Below are 16755 nucleotides of genomic sequence, written 5' to 3'. Positions count from 1 at the left end.
TGTCAGTGGTCCTTGAAGTGGTCGAACGGCTCGGCGCAGTCGCCGCACACCCACAGGGACTTGCAGGCGGTGGAGCCGAACCTGTTCAGCTCGCGGGTGCGCGGGGACCCGCAGTGCGGGCAGCGCAGCGACAGCGTCAGGGCCACCGGGCCACCGGGACGCCGCTGCGGCGGGGCGATGCCGTACTCGGCGAGCTTGCGCCGGCCGTCCTCGCTCATCCAGTCCGTCGTCCACGCCGGGCTGAGGGTGGTGACGACCTCGACGTCGCGGTAGCCGGCCTCGGCGAGGCGGGTGGTGATGTCCTCGCGGATCGTCCCGACCGCCGGGCACCCGGAGTAGGTGGGGGTGATGGTCACGCGCACCCGGCCGCCGTCCACCGCCACGTCGCGCAGGATCCCCAGGTCGGCGACGGTCAGGACCGGCACCTCCGGGTCCGGCACCTGCGAGGCGACGGCTCGGGCCCGCTCGACGTCGACGGGGGGAACCGGGCGCTCAGGCTGCCGGGCGTGCTCGACCAGCCCGTTCACCACGTCGCCCCGGGGTGCGAGCGGTGCAGGTGCTGCATCTCCGCCAGCAGGTACCCGAAGCACTCGGTGTGCTCGCCGCGGCGACCTCCCGTCGCGGTGCGCCGGGCCGTCGGCCGTTGCAGCGTCGCCTCGGTCAGCACCGCGTCGATGTCGGCGTCCCACGCCGCGCGCAGCTGCGCCGGGTCGGTGGCCACGCCGCGCTCGACGAGGTCGCGCACGAGGTCGTCGGTCTCGAAGAGCTCCCCCACGAACGGCCACAACCGCTGCAGGGCGGCCTGCACGCGGCGGTGGCTCTCCTCGGTGCCGTCGCCCAGGCGCAGGACCCACTGCACGGCGTGGTCGCGGTGGTAGGCCACCTCCTTGACGCCCTTGGCCGCCACCCCGGCGAGGACCTCGTCCGCGCTGTCGACCAGGCGCTGCAGCAGCAGCAGCTGGTAGGTGGAGAAGAACAGCTGGCGCACGACGGTCTCGGCGAAGTCGCCGTCGGGCTGCTCGACGAGCTGGCAGTTGAGGAACTCGCGCTCGTCGCGGGTGAACGCCAGGGCGTCCTCGTCGCGGCCGCGACCCTCCAGCTGCCCGGCCCGCGCCAGCAGCGGCTGCGCCTGCCCCAGCAGGTCCAGGGCGATGTTGGCCAGCGCCACGTCCTCCTCGAGCTGCGGGGCGCGGGTCAGCTGCGCCCCCAGGCGCTGGCCGAGGACGAGGGCGTCGTCCGCCAGGCGCAGCAGGTAGGTCGCCACGGCGGCGTCGGCCGCCGACTCGCCACCTGCTGCCGGGGCGGCGGGGGCCGAGCTCGCGACCGGGGTCGGGGTGCTCACAGGTGCTGCACCCCCTCGGGCACGTCGTAGAAGGTCGGGTGCCGGTACGCCTTGTCCGCGGCCGGCGCGAAGAACGGGTCGCGCTCGTCGGGGCTGGAGGCCGTGATCGCCGCAGCGGGCACGACCCACAGCGAGACGCCCTCCTGCCGGCGGGTGTACAGGTCGCGGGCGTTGCGCAGCGCCATGGTGGCGTCGGGGGCGTGCAGGCTGCCGACGTGGGTGTGCGAGAGGCCGCGACGGCCCCGGACGAACACCTCCCACAGCGGCCAGTCCCGCCGCGAGGCCGGGGTCGGCACCGGCGATCCCGCGGGGACGCCCGCGACCGGTACCGCGCCGTGCCCGCCCTCGGCGCGTGCCGCGCCCGCGGGGTCCGTCACGGCGTCCGCCGGGGCGTTCGACGCGTCCTGCTCCTCGGGCACGTTCACGCCGCCACCGCCTCCGCCTCGCGCTGCGCGACCTTGGCGGCGTAGGCGTCGGCCGCCTCGCGGACCCAGGCGCCGCGCTCGTGGGCCTGCACGCGCAGCTCCAGGCGCTGGGCGTTGCAGGGCCCGTTGCCGCGGATCACCTCGTTGAACTCGTCCCAGTCGATCGGGCCGTGGCGGTAGTGCCCCGTCTCGGGGTCCAGGCGCAGCTCGGGGTCGGGCAGGGTGAGCCCGAGGGCCTCGGCCTGCGGCACGGCCATGTCGATGAAGCGCTGGCGCAGCTCGTCGTTGGAGAAGCGCTTGATCTTCCACGCCATGGAGCGCTCGCTGTTGGGCGAGGCGTCGTCCGGCGGGCCGAACATCATGATGGAGGGCCACCACCACCGGTCGACGGCGTCCTGGGCCATGGCGTGCTGCTCGGGGGTGCCGTGGGACAGGTGGTTGAGGATCTCGAAGCCCTGCCGCTGGTGGAAGGACTCCTCCTTGCAGATGCGCACCATCGCCCGCGCGTAGGGCCCGTAGGAGCAGCGGGTGATCGGCACCTGGTTGACGATCGCGGCGCCGTCGACGAGCCAGCCGATGGCTCCCATGTCGGCCCAGGTCAGCGTGGGGTAGTTGAAGATCGAGGAGTACTTCTGCTTGCCGGCGTGCAGCAGGTCGAGCAGTTCGGCGCGGTCCACGCCCAGGGTCTCCGCGGCGCTGTACAGGTACAGCCCGTGACCGGCCTCGTCCTGGACCTTGGCCAGCAGGATCATCTTGCGGCGCAGGCTGGGCGCGCGGGTGATCCAGTTGCCCTCCGGCTGCATGCCGATGATCTCCGAGTGGGCGTGCTGGGCGATCTGGCGCACGAGCGTCCTGCGGTAGGCCTCGGGCATCCAGTCGCGCGGTTCGACGCGCTCGTCGGCGGCGATGGTCGCCTCGAAGCGGCGCTGCAGCTCCGCCTCGTCGATCGCCTCGTCGGCCACCACCGCTCCCTGCTGGGACGGGGGGCGCGCGGTCTGCACTGACACGGGATCCTCCTCGCAACCGACCGAACGTTCGGTTTGAGCTTCGCGCAGCGCGCCGCCGGCGTCAAGGGGAACGCCCCGGCGGGCGGGCCGGGCACCGACGGGCGGGCGGTCCCGGCGGGATCAGCGCGCGCGCAGCCCGTCGAGCGAGAGCGCCAGGACGGCGTCGGCCAGCCGGGCGGCCGGGGGGCGCACGCCGTCGGGACGGTCCTCGCCGTCGCGGGCACCGTCGGGGCGGTACCACTCGACGACCGAGTTGATCATCCCGAAGACCAGCCGGGTGATCAGCGCGGGATCCAGGTCGTCGCGCAGCGCCCCCTCGCGGACGGCCTCCCCGGCGAGCGCCGCGACGAGCGCGTCGAACTCCCGGCGGCGCTGCAGCGCCCAGCGCTCGGTGTCGGTGTTCCCCCGCACGCGCAGCAGCAGCGTGACGTGCGGCAGTTCGGCCACGAGGACCTCCACCTCGCGGCGCAGCACGTGCTCCAGGCGGTCCAGCGCCGTCCCCTTGGTGGCGCCGGGTTCCTCCAGGACGGCGAAGAGGGGGTTCAGGGCGCGTTCGAGCGCCAGGCGCAGCAGGTGCTCCTTGCCGTCCACGTGGTGGTAGATCGACGACTTCGTCACCCCGGCGGCGCGCGCCAGGTCCTCCATGCTGGTGCCGTCGTAACCGCGCTCGGTGAAGACGCGCACGGCCACCTGGAGCAGCGAGGCGGTGTCGTAGCGCTGGACCCGGCGGGCGGACTGCGGAGCGGCCATGGACGCGAGCATGGCACGCTGCGCGCACGCGCCGACGGGACCGCGGCACCGCCACGACGCCGTGCACCCGCGACACGACCCCGGTGCAGCCGATCGCTTGACAGGCTCCGGGCGGACCCCGTAAACCGAACGTTCGGTCGACAACGTGCTCGAGGACGAGGAGACGGCCATGACCGCGCAGGTCCCACCCGGGCCGACGCCGCCCACGGCGGCGGGCGTCGCCGGCATGCAGGCCGCCGACGCCGTGCTGGCCGACCTGGGGCTGGAGCTGCTCAGCGTCGGCGAGGGCACCGCGAAGGTCGGCCTGACCGTGCGGGCGAGCATGACCAACGGGTACGGCAACACCCACGGCGGGTACCTCTTCCTCCTGGCCGACACCGCCTTCGCCTACGCCTGCAACAGCCGAGGCACCGCCACCGTCGCCGCCGGCGCCGACATCGCCTTCCTCGAGCCCACCCGGGCCGGTGACACCCTGGTCGCCACCGCCGAGGAGCGCGTGCTGCGCGGGCGCAGCGGCCTGTACGACGTCCGCGTCGAGTGCGGCGACCGCGTCGTGGCGGAGTTCCGCGGCCGCAGCAGGGCCGTGCCGCTGCGCCCGGCCGATCCCCTGCGCTGAAGTCCCGCCCCACCGACGCCCCGCCCGGGCGACCCGCCGCCCCTCGCAGAGCCGCCCCGCAGAAGGAGGACCCATGACCGGCACCGCCTACCTGGTGGACGGCGTCCGCACCCCCATCGGCCGCTACGGCGGGGCGCTGGCGAGCGTGCGCCCCGACGACCTGGCCGCGCACGTGCTGCGCGAACTGGCGGGGCGCAACCCCGGCGTGGACCTGGAGGCCGTCGACGACGTCGTGCTCGGCTGCGCGAACCAGGCCGGTGAGGACAACCGCGACGTGGCCCGCATGGCGCTGCTGCTGGCCGGCTACCCGCACACCGTCTCCGGCACCACGGTGAACCGGCTGTGCGGCTCCGGCGCGGACGCCGTCGCGATCGCCGCGCGCAGCATCGCCGCCGGTGAGGCCGACCTCGTCGTCGCCGGTGGGGTGGAGAGCATGTCGCGCGCGCCGTTCGTCATGCCCAAGGCGGACAAGGCGTTCTCCCGCGCGGTGGAGGTGCACGACACGACCATCGGCTGGCGGTTCGTCAACCCGGCGCTGGAGGCCGCGTACGGCACGGACTCCATGGGCGAGACGGCCGAGAACGTCGCCGAGGACGACCGGGTCTCCCGCGCGGACCAGGACGCCTTCGCGCTGCGCAGCCAGCAGCGCGCCGCCGCCTCCCGGGACGTCTTCGCCGAGGAGATCACCCCCGTGACGATCCCCGGCAAGCGGGGCGAGACGGTCGTCGCGCAGGACGAGCACCCGCGCGAGACCTCGCTCGAGGCGCTGTCCGGGCTGCGCCCGGCGTTCCGGCCCGGCGGCACCGTCACGGCGGGCAACAGCTCCGGCGTCAACGACGGCGCCTCGGCGCTGCTGATCGCCTCCGAGGACGCGGTGCGCCGCTACGGCCTGCAGCCCGTCGCCCGGGTCCTCAGCGCCGCCACCGCGGGCGTGCACCCGCGCACCATGGGGCTCGGGCCGGTCCCCGCCACCGAGAAGCTGCTCAAGCGCTCGGGGTTGAGCATCGGCGAGGTCGACGTCCTCGAGCTCAACGAGGCCTTCGCCGCCCAGGCCCTGGCCGTGCTGCGCCGACTCGGGCTGCCCGACGACGCCGAGCACGTCAACCCCCACGGTGGCGGCATCGCGCTGGGCCACCCGCTGGGCTCCACAGGCTCGCGGCTGGTGCTGACCGCCGCCCGCGAGCTGCAGCGCCGAGGCGGCCGGCACGCCGTGGCCACCATGTGCGTCGGTGTCGGCCAGGGGATCTCGGTGCTCCTCGGCGCAGTCTGAAGCGCCGCCCGGCCGAGCGAGCACGCACGCCCCCGCAGTCCCCGTCCCCACCAGCCCGTCACCGTCGACCTGGAGCCCTCCCGTGGACAACCTCAACCCCCGCCCCGGCGACCTCGAGCCGATCGAGACCGCCTCCCGCGACGAGATCGAGGCGCTGCAGCTGCAGCGGATGCAGTGGTCCCTGCAGCACGCCTACGAGAACGTCCCCCACTACCGCGACGCCTTCGACGCGCTCGGCGTGCACCCCAAGGACCTGCAGGAACTGGCGGACCTGTCGAAGTTCCCCTTCACGATGAAGGCGGACCTGCGGGCCAACTACCCGTTCGGGATGTTCGCCGTCCCGCAGGAGCAGGTCTCCCGCATCCACGCCTCCTCCGGCACCACCGGCCAGCCCACCGTCGTCGGCTACACCGCCGGTGACATCCGCAACTGGTCGCAGGTGGTGGCCCGCTCCCTGCGCGCGGCCGGCGCCCGCCCCGGGCACAAGGTCCACGTCGCCTACGGCTACGGCCTCTTCACCGGCGGGCTGGGCGCCCACTACGGCGCCGAGGCGCTGGGGTGCACCGTCATCCCCGTCTCCGGCGGCCAGACCGAGCGGCAGGTGCGCCTGATCCAGGACTTCGCCCCCGACGTCATCATGGTCACCCCCACCTACATGCTGGCGATCCTCGACGAGATGCGCCGCCAGGGCGTGGACCCGCGCAGCACCTCGCTGAAGGTCGGCGTCTTCGGCGCCGAGCCGTGGACCGACCAGATGCGCCAGGAGGTGCAGAGCAACCTGGACATGCACGCCGTGGACATCTACGGCCTCTCGGAGGTCATGGGCCCTGGCGTGGCCAGCGAGTGCGTGGAGACCAAGGACGGCCTGCACGTGTGGGAGGACCACTTCTACCCCGAGGTCATCGACCCCATGACCGGTGCGGTGCTGCCCGACGGGGAGTACGGCGAACTGGTGTTCACCTCCCTCACCAAGGAGGCCATGCCGGTGGTGCGCTACCGCACCCGCGACCTGACGCGCATCCTGCCGGGCACCGCGCGCAGCTTCCGCCGCATCGAGAAGATCACCGGCCGCACCGACGACATGATGATCCTGCGCGGCGTGAACGTCTTCCCCACCCAGATCGAGGAGCTCATCCTCCGCACGCCCGAGCTGTCCCCCCACTTCCAGTGCGTGCTGGTGCGCCCGGGCCGCATGGACGAGATGGTCGTGCGCGTGGAGCGGCGCGAGGACTGCGCCGCCGAGACCGCCGAGGCCGCCGGCACGCTGCTGTGCAAGCTGATCAAGCACAACATCGGCGTGACCGTGAAGGTCGAGGTCGTCGACCCCGACGGCATCGAGCGCTCCGTCGGCAAGATGCGCCGCATCGTCGACCTGCGCCCGAAGGCGTGAGCGTGCCCAGCGGGACGACCCCGCCCGAACCGGCCGCCTCCCCGGTGGTCTCGCTCACCGTCGAGGCCGGCGCCGCCGTGCTCACCCTGGACCGTCCCGCGCGCCGCAACGCCCTGGACCTGGACGCAGCGGCCGAGCTCGCCGACGCCCTGAGCGACGTCGAGGCGCGCACCGGCTCCGGCGAGGTGCGCGCGCTGGTGCTCACCGGTGCCGGCGGGGCCTTCTGCGCCGGACGGGACATCTCCGGCGTCGACCCCGCCGCCGAGGACGCCGGTGCCGTGCTCGAGGAGGTCTTGAACCCCCTCGTGCAGCGCCTGACCGACCTGCCCGTGCCCACCCTCGCCGCCGTCGAGGGCCCCGCCCTGGGTGTCGGGCTGGGCCTGGCGCTGGCGTGCGACCTCGTCCTGGCGGGCGAGGACGCCAAGCTCGGTTCCCCCTTCGCGCGCCTGGGCGCCGTCCTGGACTCCGGTGGGCACCTGCTGCTGACCGAGCGGATCGGACGCGCCCGCGCGCTGGAACTGATCTACACCGCGCGCCTGCTCAGCGGGACCGAGGCCGCCGCCTGGGGCCTGATCACCCGCGCCGTCGCCCCCGGCACCGCGCTGCCCGAGGCCCAGCAGCTCGCCGGCGCCCTGGCCGCCGGCCCCACCGCGGCCTTCACCGCGAGCAAGCGGCTGCTGGCGCGCATCCGCGACGAGGCGCTACCGCTGCCGGAAGTGCTGTCCCTGGAGGCGCAGGCCCAGCGCGAGGCCAGCAGCGGCGCCGACTACCGCGAGGGCTTCGCCGCCTTCCAGGCCAAGCGGGTACCCGTCTTCACCGGTTCCTGAGGTCCACGGACCCCGGCCGCTACGGCGCGACCGGCGCCCGGGCACAGCGACCGCGGACGACGTCCCTCGCAGTGCCGTTCCACGCGCCACGAGCCCGCAGCCCCTCTGGTTGACTGTCGGAGCACGACGGCCCGTGCCGCGCAGCACCGGGGCGTTCCCCGGCCCGACAGCACCACCGCCGCACCCGACGACGACACCGCCTACAGGACGATGGAGTTCCCATGGCAACCACCACGAACACCGCCGCACGCCGGCGCCTCACCCCCGACGAGCGCAGGGTCCTCGCCGGCACCCTCGCCGGCACCACCATCGAGTGGTACGACTTCTTCGTGTACGCCCAGGCGGCCGGCCTCGTGCTGGCACCGCTGTTCCTGGCACCGCTCAGCGATTCCTCGCCCGGCCTCGCCACCGTCGTCTCGCTGGCCACCATCGGCATCAGCTTCCTGTTCCGCCCGCTGGGCGCCGTCCTCGCCGGCCGGTTCGGCGACCGCCTCGGCCGCAAGAAGATGCTCGTGCTGACCCTGCTGCTGATGGGCTCGGCCACCGCCCTCATCGGCCTGCTGCCCACCTACGCGAGCATCGGCGTGGCCGCCCCGGTCCTGCTCGTGCTGCTGCGCGTCCTGCAGGGGTTCTCCGCGGGCGGCGAGTGGGGCGGGGCGGCCCTGATGTCCGTGGAGCACGCCCCGGTCGGCCGGCGCGGGCTCTTCGGCGCCTACCCGCAGGTCGGGGTGCCGCTCGGCTTGATCTTGGCGACCGCCGTGCTGTGGGTGCTGACCACCTCCACCACCCCCGCGCAGTTCGAGTCGTGGGGCTGGCGGGTGCCGTTCCTGCTCTCCGTGGTCCTCATCGCCGTCGGTTACGTCATCCGCCGCTCGGTGGAGGAGAGCCCGGTCTTCCAGGACATGCTGCAGCGCAAGCGCGAGTCAGCCACCCCGCTGCGCGACCTGTTCCGCCGCAACACCCGTGGCGTGCTGCTCTCAGCGCTGATCTTCGTCGCCAACAACGCCGCCGGGTACCTCGTCATCGTCTTCTTCATCACCTACGCCACCGGCACGCTCGGCATGGAGCGCCCGCCGGTCCTGCTGGCGACCGTCTTCGCCTCGCTGGGCTGGTTCACCTTCACCCTGTACGGCGGTGCCTTGTCGGACCGCATCGGCCGGGTGCGCACCTTCCAGGCCGGGTACGCGCTCATGTTCGTCTGGCTCATCCCGATGTTCCTGCTCATCGAGACGGCCAACATCTGGATGTTCGGCGCCTCGATCTTCGTGTTGACGATCGGACTGGGCCTGTCCTACGGCCCCATGTCGGCGATGTACGCGGAGATGTTCCCCACCTCGGTGCGCTACTCCGGCGTCTCCATCGGTTACGCGCTGGGCGCCATCCTCGGAGGCGCCTTCGCCCCCACCATCGCCGAACTGCTCATCCGCTCCACCGGGACCTCGGTGGCCGTGGGCGTCTACGTCATGGTGCTGTGCCTGATCTCGGGGGCGGCGGTCACGATCGCCGGTGAGACGCGCGGGAACGACCTGCACGTGACCGACGGCGAGGACCAGCCCTCCGGCGCCGGCCGCACGCCCCGCGACGCCTGAAACCACCCCCGGTGCAGCGGGCGCTGATCAGCGCCCGCTGCACCGGGGGTGGTGCGGGAACCCGCCGTTCAACCCAGCAGGGAGGGCGGGTGCTGCTGCACCCGGCCGGTCGCCCTCTCCCAGGAGCGGGCCAGCTGCAGCAGGGACAGGTCGTCGTGGTTCCGCGCGATCACCTGGATCCCCATCGGCAGCCCGCGGGCGTCGAGACCCGCCGGCAGGGCGATGGTCGGGCAGCCCAGCAGCGTCCCGATCGCCGTGACCTCCATCCAGCGGCGGTACGAGCTCATGGGCACGCCGTCGATGGAACGGGGCCAGGTGAGCGACGCGTCGAAGGGGAACACCTGGGTCGTCGGCAGGACCGCGAAGTCCACGTCCTCGAAGAGCCGCCTGAACGTCTCGTACATGGCCGTGCGCTTGACCGACGCGTTGTGGACGTCCAGCCCGGTGATGGGAGGGTTGCCGTCGGCACCCGTCAGCAACCCCTCCACCTCGTACAGCGCCTCCGGCTTCATCGCCGCGCGGTACCCGGGGTCCGCGTGCAGCGGCGCGAGGATCCCGCCGATCAGCCAGTGCCGGTGCACCAGCCGCAGCGGCCACAGGTCCTCGTTGCCGGGCACGTTGCTCCACCCGAGGGGTTGCGCAGCGAGCCGAAGGAGTCGCTGCCGTCGGCGACGAGCACCATGCGCAGCGCCACGGCGACAGCGGCCCCACCGCTGCTGCCACCCGCGGACCGGGTCTGGTCGTAGGCGTTGAGGGTCGTCCCGAAGACCTCGTCGTAGGTGTGTGAACCCAGCCCGAGCTCCGGCGTGTTGGTCCTGCCGATGAAGATCGCCCCGGCGGACCGCATCCGCTCGGCAATCAGGGCGTCAGTGGTCGCCACCGGGGCCTCGAACGGTGGCCTGAAGAAGCCGGAGGTCGTCTTCATCCCCGCGACGTTGGCGAGGTCCTTCACCGCGTGCGGGAAGCCGTGCATCCAGCCCTGGCGGGTTCCTGAGCGCAGCAGCCGGTCCTTCTCCGCCGCCTCGGCCAGCAGTTCCGAGCGCGGGCGGAGGTTGACGACGGCGTTGACGAGGGGGTTCAGCGCATCGATGTGGTCGAGGTACGCCGTCATCACCTCGACGCAGGAGACCTGGCGGCGACGGATCGCCCTGGACAGGTCCGCTGCGTCGAAAGCGACGATGCTGCCTGGACGAGAACCACCCGCGGCGATCGGCACGGCACCGCCGACGGCCGGCGGTGGTTCTACCCGGGCGGTCCGAGCCTGGGTGGCGACGCCGACGGCAGTCGCCACACCGCCGAGCAGGGCTCGCCGCCAGGACTCAGCAGTGCGAGCACATCGCGTCGGGCGACGGCGAGGCCACGAAGGACGCCGGTGCCGCGGCAGTTGCCCGTGCGGAGTCGTCCGCGTCGTGCACGACGCGCCCGCCGAGGAGCGTGAGGGCGATCGGGACCGTGCTGAACTCCTCGGCCGGCACCCGCAGGCCCCCCTCGTCGTCGAGGATCCGCTCGCCGAGCACGCAGACGTCGCCGACCTTCCCGGTCTCCAGCGACCCCTTCCACCGCTCGGCGTGGTCCTGCCAGGCGCCCGCCGTGGTGAAGGCCCGCAGCGCGTCCTCGAAGCCGATGGCCTCCTCGGCGCCGGTGACGGCTCCCGAGGTCCCCTGGCGGGTCATCGCCGCCTGAACCCCGATGCGCCAGTCCGGGGAGACGTTGGGCGAGTCGGACGCCGCCGTCACGACGACGCCGGCGCGCAGCGCGGTCGCCATCGGCGATTCGTAGGCGGCGCGCTCGGCGCCCACGACGGCGGGCTGCGTGTCCGCGATGAGCCGTCGGATGGCGGGGTTGAAGTTCACCGCGCAGCCGAGGCGCGCCAGCAGCGCCAGCGCCTCGGGCCGGGCGAAGTCGCCGTGGATGACGTAGTGGCGCTGGTCGCGTCCCCGGCGCCGGCGGTGGGCGGCGGCGTAGGCGGCGTAGGCGGCGGCGTAGGCGGCGGCCACGGCGTCGACGGCCGCGTCGCCGGTGGCGTGGGTGCCGATCTGCCACCCGGCGTCGTGCACGAGGCGGACCATCTCGGTGAGTTCGGCGACCTTCGCGGCGTCGTCCTCGCCGACCGTGACCAGGCTGCCCCTCCCGCCCCCGACGTACGCCTCGCGCATCCACGCCGTGCGACTGCCGATGGGCACGCCGTCCGCGCGCAGCTTGACGCCGCGCATGGAGAAGGAGCGCGGGTCGACGCCGTCGGCGGCCTCGTACCCGTCGAGGATCTCGCGGACGTGGGCGGCGCTGACGGGGTAGGTGTCGTCGGGGCGGCTGAGAAGCGCCGTGACCCGCAGCGGCAGGTCGCCGGCGCGGGCGAGCTCCTCGTAGATCGAGCGGGGAACCTCTCCGATGCCGGGTTCGGTGACGCTGGTGATGCCGAACTGCAGGAGCACCGCGGCGGCGTCCTCGATGGCGGCCTGCTGCTCGGCTCGGGTGAATGCGGGAACCTGGTCGTTGACCAGCGCCATGGCCGTCTCGTGGAACACCCCGGAGGGTTGCCCCGAGGCGTCGAGGACCACGACGCCACCCGCCGGGACCGGCGTCGAAGCGGTGATCCCGGTGACCTCCAGCGCCTTGGAGTTCACCCACGCCTGGTGGTTCGACCAGTCCAGCAGGACGACGGGGTGGTCGGGGGCGGCGGCGTCGAGGTCGGTCCGGCTGGGGACGCGCCCCTCGGCGAACAGTTCCTCGTTCCAGCCCTTGCCGCGGATCCACGCCCCCGGCGGGGTCGTCGCGGCAGCCCGGCGCACGGCGTCGGCCACGGCTGCGATGGACGCGGAGACCGCCCGCCCACGTCGATCGTGCGCGGCGGCATCGCCAGCCCGGTGCGCAGCAGGTGGACGTGGGAGTCGTTGATGCCGGGGACCGCGGTGCGCCCCCGCAGGTCCACGACCTGCGTGCCACGGCCGATCCAGCGGCGGACGGAGGCGTCGTCGCCGACGTGCACGACCTCACCACCGCGCACGGCCAGCGCGGAGACGATCGAGCTGCAGCCGTCGAGGGTGACGACCTGGCCGTTGACCAGGACGGTGTCCGCCTTCCTGCGTCCACCGGACGAGGAACCGGAACCGGCCGAGGCCGGCGACGCGGTGAGGGGTGCGAGCCCGACGACTGCGGCACCGGCGGCACCGGTCTGCAGCACGCGGCGGCGCGAGAACGAGTGGTGGGCCACGAGGCCTCCAGGAGGGTTTCGGGTGCAGTCGCACCGGGGGGTTCCTGCACCGTCGACCTCGACGGAGGGTGGACCCGCAGGCACCGGTGCGGCAGCTGTGAGTTCCCGCACACTGACACGCCAGCCAGGACCGGTCAAGACGCGAAGTGCCGCAGGTGCTCCGGGAGCACCTGCGGCACAGAGTTCTTCGCGACGTGAGACGTCAAACCACGACGGCCGCCATGACGACCATGCTGCCGGCCATGCCCGCCGCGCACACCGAGGGCAGCAGGCCGCTCCCGTGCGCCGCGCCTCCGGTGCGTCCCGGGCGGCAGCGCAGCAGCGAGACCACGAGCCACGAGACGGCCACCACCAGTGCCAGCAGAGCGGTGGACGAGGCTCCCGTGGAGTGCAGGTGCGCACCGCCGACCGGTCCGGGAGCCGCTGCGTGCCCCATCGGCATGAGCAGCAGCAGCGCCCCGGTGGCCACCAGGTCCAGCGGCAGACCGGACCGCTGCCCGGCGCGGCGGTCCGCGGCGGCCCCGGTCCAGGCGCCGATCCACGAGGCCACGGCCGCCAGCAGCAGCAGTTCCACGGGAACGCCCACCCCCAGCGCCGCCGCCAGGCACAACGCCATGGCTCCGGTCATCACCGCGTGCGCCGCGATGTCCCGGTCCCGCCGGCGGGCGCTGCCGACCAGTCCACCGGCGGCCGCGGCCAGCCCCGCCGCACCCGCGGCGACGTGGACGACTGCGCTCACCGCTGCGCCAGGTCCTCGACCGCCGGGGAGGCGGTGGGCGCCGCACCTTCCGGTCGCGAACGCAGCGACAGCAGCCACCCCGCGACGAAGGCCAGCACCACCAGGGCGATGAAGAACCCTGCCAGGGCGGCGGAACCGGCGATGAGCGTGGTGAAGTTCGCCAGCACCGTCACCAGGATGCCCAGCAGGCCGATCCCCCCCAGGGCGGGGGCGACGCGGGTGTTCCACGCCCGGCGGTCCAGGCGGGTTCGGGCGAAGAACACCAGCACGGCCGTGCACGCCAGCAGCATGAGCGTGACGACGCTGACGGTGGCCAGGCCGGACATCCAGGTGAACAACTGCGCCACCGGGTCGGCGCCGGCGAGCGCGAAGGCCGCCAGGACGACCAGGGCCGTGACGGTCTGCGCGAGGGAACCGGTGTGCGGGGAGCCGTGCCGCCCGTGGGTGCGGGCCAGGACGGAGTGAAGCGCACCGTCGCGGCCGAGCGCGAAGAAGTAGCGCGAGATGGCGTTGTGGAAGGACAGCAGGGCGGCGAAGAGGCTGGTGAACAGCAGCACCGGCAGGACGTGGTCGCCGAAGGAACCGAGGTACTGCCCGCTGACGACGCCGACGACCAGGTCCGCCGGGTGCTCCCCGGCGATGGAGACCACCTGCGACGGGCCGACCGCCGTCACGATCGCCCAGCTGGCCAGTGCGTAGAAGACCCCGATGAGGACGACCGCGACGTAGGTGGCGATCGGCACCGTCCTGCGCGGGTCGCGGGCTTCCTCGCCGTAGATCGACGTGGCCTCGAAACCGATGAAGGAGGCGATGGCGAACATCAGGGCGATGCCCGGGGAGCCGCTCGTGAAGGTCGAGGGGTCGAAGGAGGAGAGGGAAGTCCCCTCCGGCCCGCCCTTCACGAAGATCGCGACGGTGAGGACGGCGATGATCCCGATCTCCAGCACCAGCAGCAACCCGAGGACCCGGGCGCCCAGGTCGATGTTGCGGTAACCGAGCACCGCGACGACCGCGACGAGCACGAGCGCCCACAGCCACCAGGGGAGGTCGGGGCCGCCGTACTGCACGACCAGGCCCTGCAGGGTCGCGGCGGCCAGGCCGTAGACGGCGGCCTGGATGGCCGTGTACGTCAGCAGCGCCAGACCGGCCGAACCGAGCCCGGCGCGCCGACCCAGGCCGCGGGTGACGAAGGCGAAGAACGCGCCGGTGTCCGTGACGTGGCGGCTCATCGCGGCGTAGCCGACGCTGAACAGCAGCAGGACGAGCGCGACGACGAGGTACGCCGACGGGGCGCCCGCCCCGTTGCCGATGGCGAGCATCACCGGCAGCGCGCCGCCGATGGCGGTCAGCGGGGCGGCGGAGGCGACGACGAGGAACACGATCCCCGGCACGCCGATGGTGCCGCGCAGCCCGTGGCGCTCGCCGCCACCGGCACGCACCGCCTCAGCCACGACCAGCCTGCCCGCCGTGGCAGGAACCGCCGCTCGCACCGTCGCCGTCCGCAGCCGCGCCTGCGGAGCAGTGCCCGGAGGAGGTCGGCGGGACGTCGAGGGCGGGGTTGCGGTCGAAGAAGCCGACTGGCTTGAGCTTGAAGCCGGTGTAGTCCACCGGCATGATCGGCCAGTCCTCGGGCCGGGGCACGTGCGTCAGGCCGAAGGTGTGCCACACGACGACGTCCTGCCCGTCGATGTCGCGGTTGTCGGCGACGTAGGCCGGCAGGCCCGCACCGCCGGAGTGCTGGTTGACGAAGTCGCCGGCGGAGTACCGCTCGGCCGGGTCGTAGCGGGTGACCCACAGGTGCTCGGCCGCGAACGCCGCACGCTTCCGGATCGAGGAGTCGTCCGCGGCCAGCAGCGTCGGCTGCCCCTCGGGGAACAGCGCGTAGGCCACCGGGCGCCCCAGCGCGTTCTCGCGGTTCGGGTTGCTGATGTGCCAGACCCGCGCCAGGGCCGGGTTCGCCTTGCGCACGCCCTCGAGCTCGGTGCGCAACGGGGTGACGGAGGTGGTGAACGCGTTGCCGCGAGGGTTGTCCGGACCGGTCGGCACCCGCTGGACGTCGACCTCCTCGACGAGGTTGGTGTCACCGTCCACCGCCATGTCCAGGCGTGCGCTGAACAGGTGCTGGTGGTAAGGGGCACCCAGGCCGGGCGCGATCTCCGAGGCGTACGGGTAGCCCTCGCCGGGGTAGGCGGAGGTGAAGACGATGCCGGTGGCCTTGGCCTCGAACGCGATGGTCCCGTCGAGGTAGAGGTACCAGTAGAAGCCGTAGTCGTAGTTGCCGACGGTGGTGAAGAAGGAGATCACGAGGCGGCGCTGCCGGCGCACGGCGGACTTCCCCGCCCACAGGTCGGTGTGCTTGAAGAGGATGCCGTAGTCCTCCTCGTGGATGCAGACGGCGTTCGGCAGCACTTGCGGGTTGCCCGTCTCGTCGGCGATCACACCGTCCAGGTAGGTGATCTCCCCCACGCAGTCGCAGCCCAGCTCCAAGGCGTTGGCGTAGCGACCGATGAGGTACTCACCGGTGTCGAAGTAGTTCTGCCAGCTGCGCACCGGCGACGGGTCGCCGTACGGCACGACCATCTCGGCGATGGAGGCCCGGTGGATGATCGGGCGCTGGCGCTCCTGGTCGCGGTCGAAGAAGGAGATCTCGTGCAGCACGAGCCCCTCGCGGGCGTCGAAACCCACGCGCACCGAGAAGTTCTCCCACTGCAGCAGGTCGCCGTCGAGGGTGAAGGACGGGCCCTCGGGCTGGGTGATCGAGATCGGCTTCTGGCTCGTGCGGTACTCCCCGCGCACCGCCGGGTCGTCGTAGTTGCCCGAACCCTGCGGCACGGGGACGACCCCGAGGTCGACGACCTGGGTGACCTCGCGGGCGATCACGTCGACGTAGCCGACGAGGCCGTCGATCGGGTGCGCCCAGGCGTGGTCCTCCGGGTGGTCCTGGCGGAAGGCCAGGCCGCGCAGGATGCGCTTGCCGACCTCGCCCTCGATGTCCTCGAAGACGCCGGCCGACAGCGGCGCGACGCGCACGTCGGCGACGTCGAGGTCCCGCGCGGCCAGCGCCGCCAGCCAGCGCTCGTCGGTGGCGAGCAGCTGCTCGACGAGCTCGAACTCCTCGTCGAGGATGGGCAGCTGCCCGTCGGCCTCGGCGTCCAGCTCGGTGGTGGACTCGATCCTGCGCGCGTCCAGGTCGACGATGACGTCCTTCGCCTCCACGACGCGCACGTCGTGCAGCAGGACGCGGGCGCGGCGCACGGGGGTCGTGCCCCCGTCCCGGGCCTCGCGCAGTTCCGGCTTGGTGGGCTCCTGGAGCCCGACGTACACGAAACGGGTGCCCTCGTGCACGAGGCCGGCGCTCACGAGCACCTCGCGCGTCGAGGCGATCTCCTGAGCGGTCAGCGACGACAGGGGGTGGCGACCGGTGGTGGTCAGGACGGGTGCGGGCACGGTCGTGCTCATGCGGGACCTCCTCGTTGAGTCTCCGACTGTAGAACCAACCGTAACCCGTAGGTTTCTCCCTTGAGAAGACCCCGTTACGGTGTTGTTTCGCGCTCTCGCCCGGCAGGCCGGAGTTCGGCCGGCTCCCTCA

The 16755-nt window shown here is 73.1% G+C and carries 15 protein-coding genes and 1 pseudogene; 5 read left to right on the top strand and 11 right to left on the bottom strand.

The window, feature by feature from the left end; translation table 11 throughout:
• Window positions 1-2: 2 nt before the first annotated feature.
• The 5 genes from paaD to V9U69_RS06305 form a co-directional block, all read right to left on the bottom strand.
• Complete coding sequence (gene paaD / locus V9U69_RS06325) at window positions 3-527, bottom strand: 1,2-phenylacetyl-CoA epoxidase subunit PaaD (protein WP_442907632.1); 525 nt, start codon at window positions 525-527, stop codon at window positions 3-5.
• Window positions 524-1342: a 1,2-phenylacetyl-CoA epoxidase subunit PaaC gene (gene paaC / locus V9U69_RS06320; RefSeq protein WP_337060525.1), complete on the bottom strand. Its 819-nt coding sequence runs from the start codon at window positions 1340-1342 to the stop codon at window positions 524-526. Before paaC ends, paaD begins: the two co-directional genes overlap by 4 nt.
• Window positions 1339-1719 carry a 1,2-phenylacetyl-CoA epoxidase subunit PaaB gene (gene paaB, locus V9U69_RS06315; protein WP_442907631.1) on the bottom strand — a complete coding sequence of 127 codons (381 nt, stop codon included), beginning with the start codon at window positions 1717-1719 and terminating at the stop codon, window positions 1339-1341. The genes paaC and paaB overlap by 4 nt, the downstream gene beginning before the upstream one ends.
• Window positions 1720-1763: 44 nt before the next feature.
• On the bottom strand, window positions 1764-2732 hold the full coding sequence (gene paaA / locus V9U69_RS06310; protein ID WP_442907630.1) for a 1,2-phenylacetyl-CoA epoxidase subunit PaaA: 969 nt from the start codon (window positions 2730-2732) through the stop codon (window positions 1764-1766).
• 162 nt (window positions 2733-2894) lie between these two features.
• Entirely contained in the window at window positions 2895-3524 is a 630-nt protein-coding gene (locus V9U69_RS06305; RefSeq protein WP_337060522.1) for a TetR/AcrR family transcriptional regulator, read from the bottom strand.
• Window positions 3525-3693: 169 nt separating this feature from the next.
• Between V9U69_RS06305 and paaI the strand changes: the two genes are divergently transcribed.
• The 5 genes from paaI (at window position 3694) to V9U69_RS06280 (ending at window position 9216) form a co-directional block, all read left to right on the top strand.
• A complete protein-coding gene (paaI, locus tag V9U69_RS06300) occupies window positions 3694-4140 on the top strand; it encodes a hydroxyphenylacetyl-CoA thioesterase PaaI (protein ID WP_337060520.1) in 447 nt (148 codons plus the stop codon).
• Between the two features lie 73 nt (window positions 4141-4213).
• Window positions 4214-5410, top strand: a complete 1197-nt coding sequence (pcaF, locus tag V9U69_RS06295; RefSeq protein WP_337060519.1) for a 3-oxoadipyl-CoA thiolase — start codon at window positions 4214-4216, stop codon at window positions 5408-5410.
• Between the two features lie 82 nt (window positions 5411-5492).
• Entirely contained in the window at window positions 5493-6800 is a 1308-nt protein-coding gene (gene paaK / locus V9U69_RS06290; RefSeq protein ID WP_337060517.1) for a phenylacetate--CoA ligase PaaK, read from the top strand.
• A gap of 2 nt (window positions 6801-6802) precedes the next feature.
• Window positions 6803-7627, top strand: a complete 825-nt coding sequence (locus V9U69_RS06285) for an enoyl-CoA hydratase/isomerase family protein (RefSeq protein WP_337060516.1) — start codon at window positions 6803-6805, stop codon at window positions 7625-7627.
• A 221-nt stretch (window positions 7628-7848) separates the two neighbouring features.
• A complete protein-coding gene (locus V9U69_RS06280; protein WP_337060515.1) occupies window positions 7849-9216 on the top strand; it encodes an MFS transporter in 1368 nt (455 codons plus the stop codon).
• A gap of 68 nt (window positions 9217-9284) precedes the next feature.
• On the opposite strand, the gene V9U69_RS06275 is transcribed toward V9U69_RS06280, so the two are convergent.
• The 6 genes and pseudogenes from V9U69_RS06275 to V9U69_RS06250 form a co-directional block, all read right to left on the bottom strand.
• The gene (locus V9U69_RS06275) at window positions 9285-9833 is read right to left on the bottom strand and encodes an amidase family protein (protein ID WP_337060514.1); all 549 of its coding nucleotides are present in this window, start codon (window positions 9831-9833) and stop codon (window positions 9285-9287) included.
• An 11-nt stretch (window positions 9834-9844) separates the two neighbouring features.
• Window positions 9845-10432 (bottom strand): annotated as a pseudogene (locus tag V9U69_RS06270) (amidase family protein); the annotation flags it as partial.
• 103 nt (window positions 10433-10535) lie between these two features.
• Window positions 10536-12026, bottom strand: coding sequence for an amidohydrolase (locus V9U69_RS06265; RefSeq protein ID WP_337060682.1), 1491 nt, complete (start codon window positions 12024-12026; stop codon window positions 10536-10538).
• Window positions 12027-12629: 603 nt separating this feature from the next.
• The gene (locus V9U69_RS06260; protein WP_337060511.1) at window positions 12630-13166 is read right to left on the bottom strand and encodes a hypothetical protein; all 537 of its coding nucleotides are present in this window, start codon (window positions 13164-13166) and stop codon (window positions 12630-12632) included.
• The gene (locus V9U69_RS06255) at window positions 13163-14617 is read right to left on the bottom strand and encodes an APC family permease (protein WP_337060510.1); all 1455 of its coding nucleotides are present in this window, start codon (window positions 14615-14617) and stop codon (window positions 13163-13165) included. Before V9U69_RS06255 ends, V9U69_RS06260 begins: the two co-directional genes overlap by 4 nt.
• Window positions 14610-16625, bottom strand: a complete 2016-nt coding sequence (locus V9U69_RS06250) for a primary-amine oxidase (RefSeq protein ID WP_337060509.1) — start codon at window positions 16623-16625, stop codon at window positions 14610-14612. The genes V9U69_RS06255 and V9U69_RS06250 overlap by 8 nt, the downstream gene beginning before the upstream one ends.
• Window positions 16626-16755 lie beyond the last annotated feature (130 nt).

Source organism: Kineococcus sp. G2 (assembly GCF_037154035.1).
In the GTDB taxonomy this organism is placed as follows: domain Bacteria; phylum Actinomycetota; class Actinomycetes; order Actinomycetales; family Kineococcaceae; genus Kineococcus.
The sequence above is the reverse complement of the archived record's forward strand: the minus strand, read 5'-3'. Positions and strand labels throughout refer to the sequence as shown.

Bases quoted from the DNA above. Each gene is read 5' to 3' on its own strand.
- V9U69_RS06305 (WP_337060522.1), bottom strand. From the start codon at position 3,524: ATGGCCGCTCCGCAGTCCGCCCGCCGGGTCCAGCGCTACGACACCGCC.
- paaI (WP_337060520.1), top strand. From the start codon at position 3,694: ATGACCGCGCAGGTCCCACCCGGGCCGACGCCGCCCACGGCGGCGGGC.
- pcaF (WP_337060519.1), top strand. From the start codon at position 4,214: ATGACCGGCACCGCCTACCTGGTGGACGGCGTCCGCACCCCCATCGGC.
- V9U69_RS06280 (WP_337060515.1), top strand. From the start codon at position 7,849: ATGGCAACCACCACGAACACCGCCGCACGCCGGCGCCTCACCCCCGAC.
- V9U69_RS06250 (WP_337060509.1), bottom strand. From the start codon at position 16,625: ATGAGCACGACCGTGCCCGCACCCGTCCTGACCACCACCGGTCGCCAC.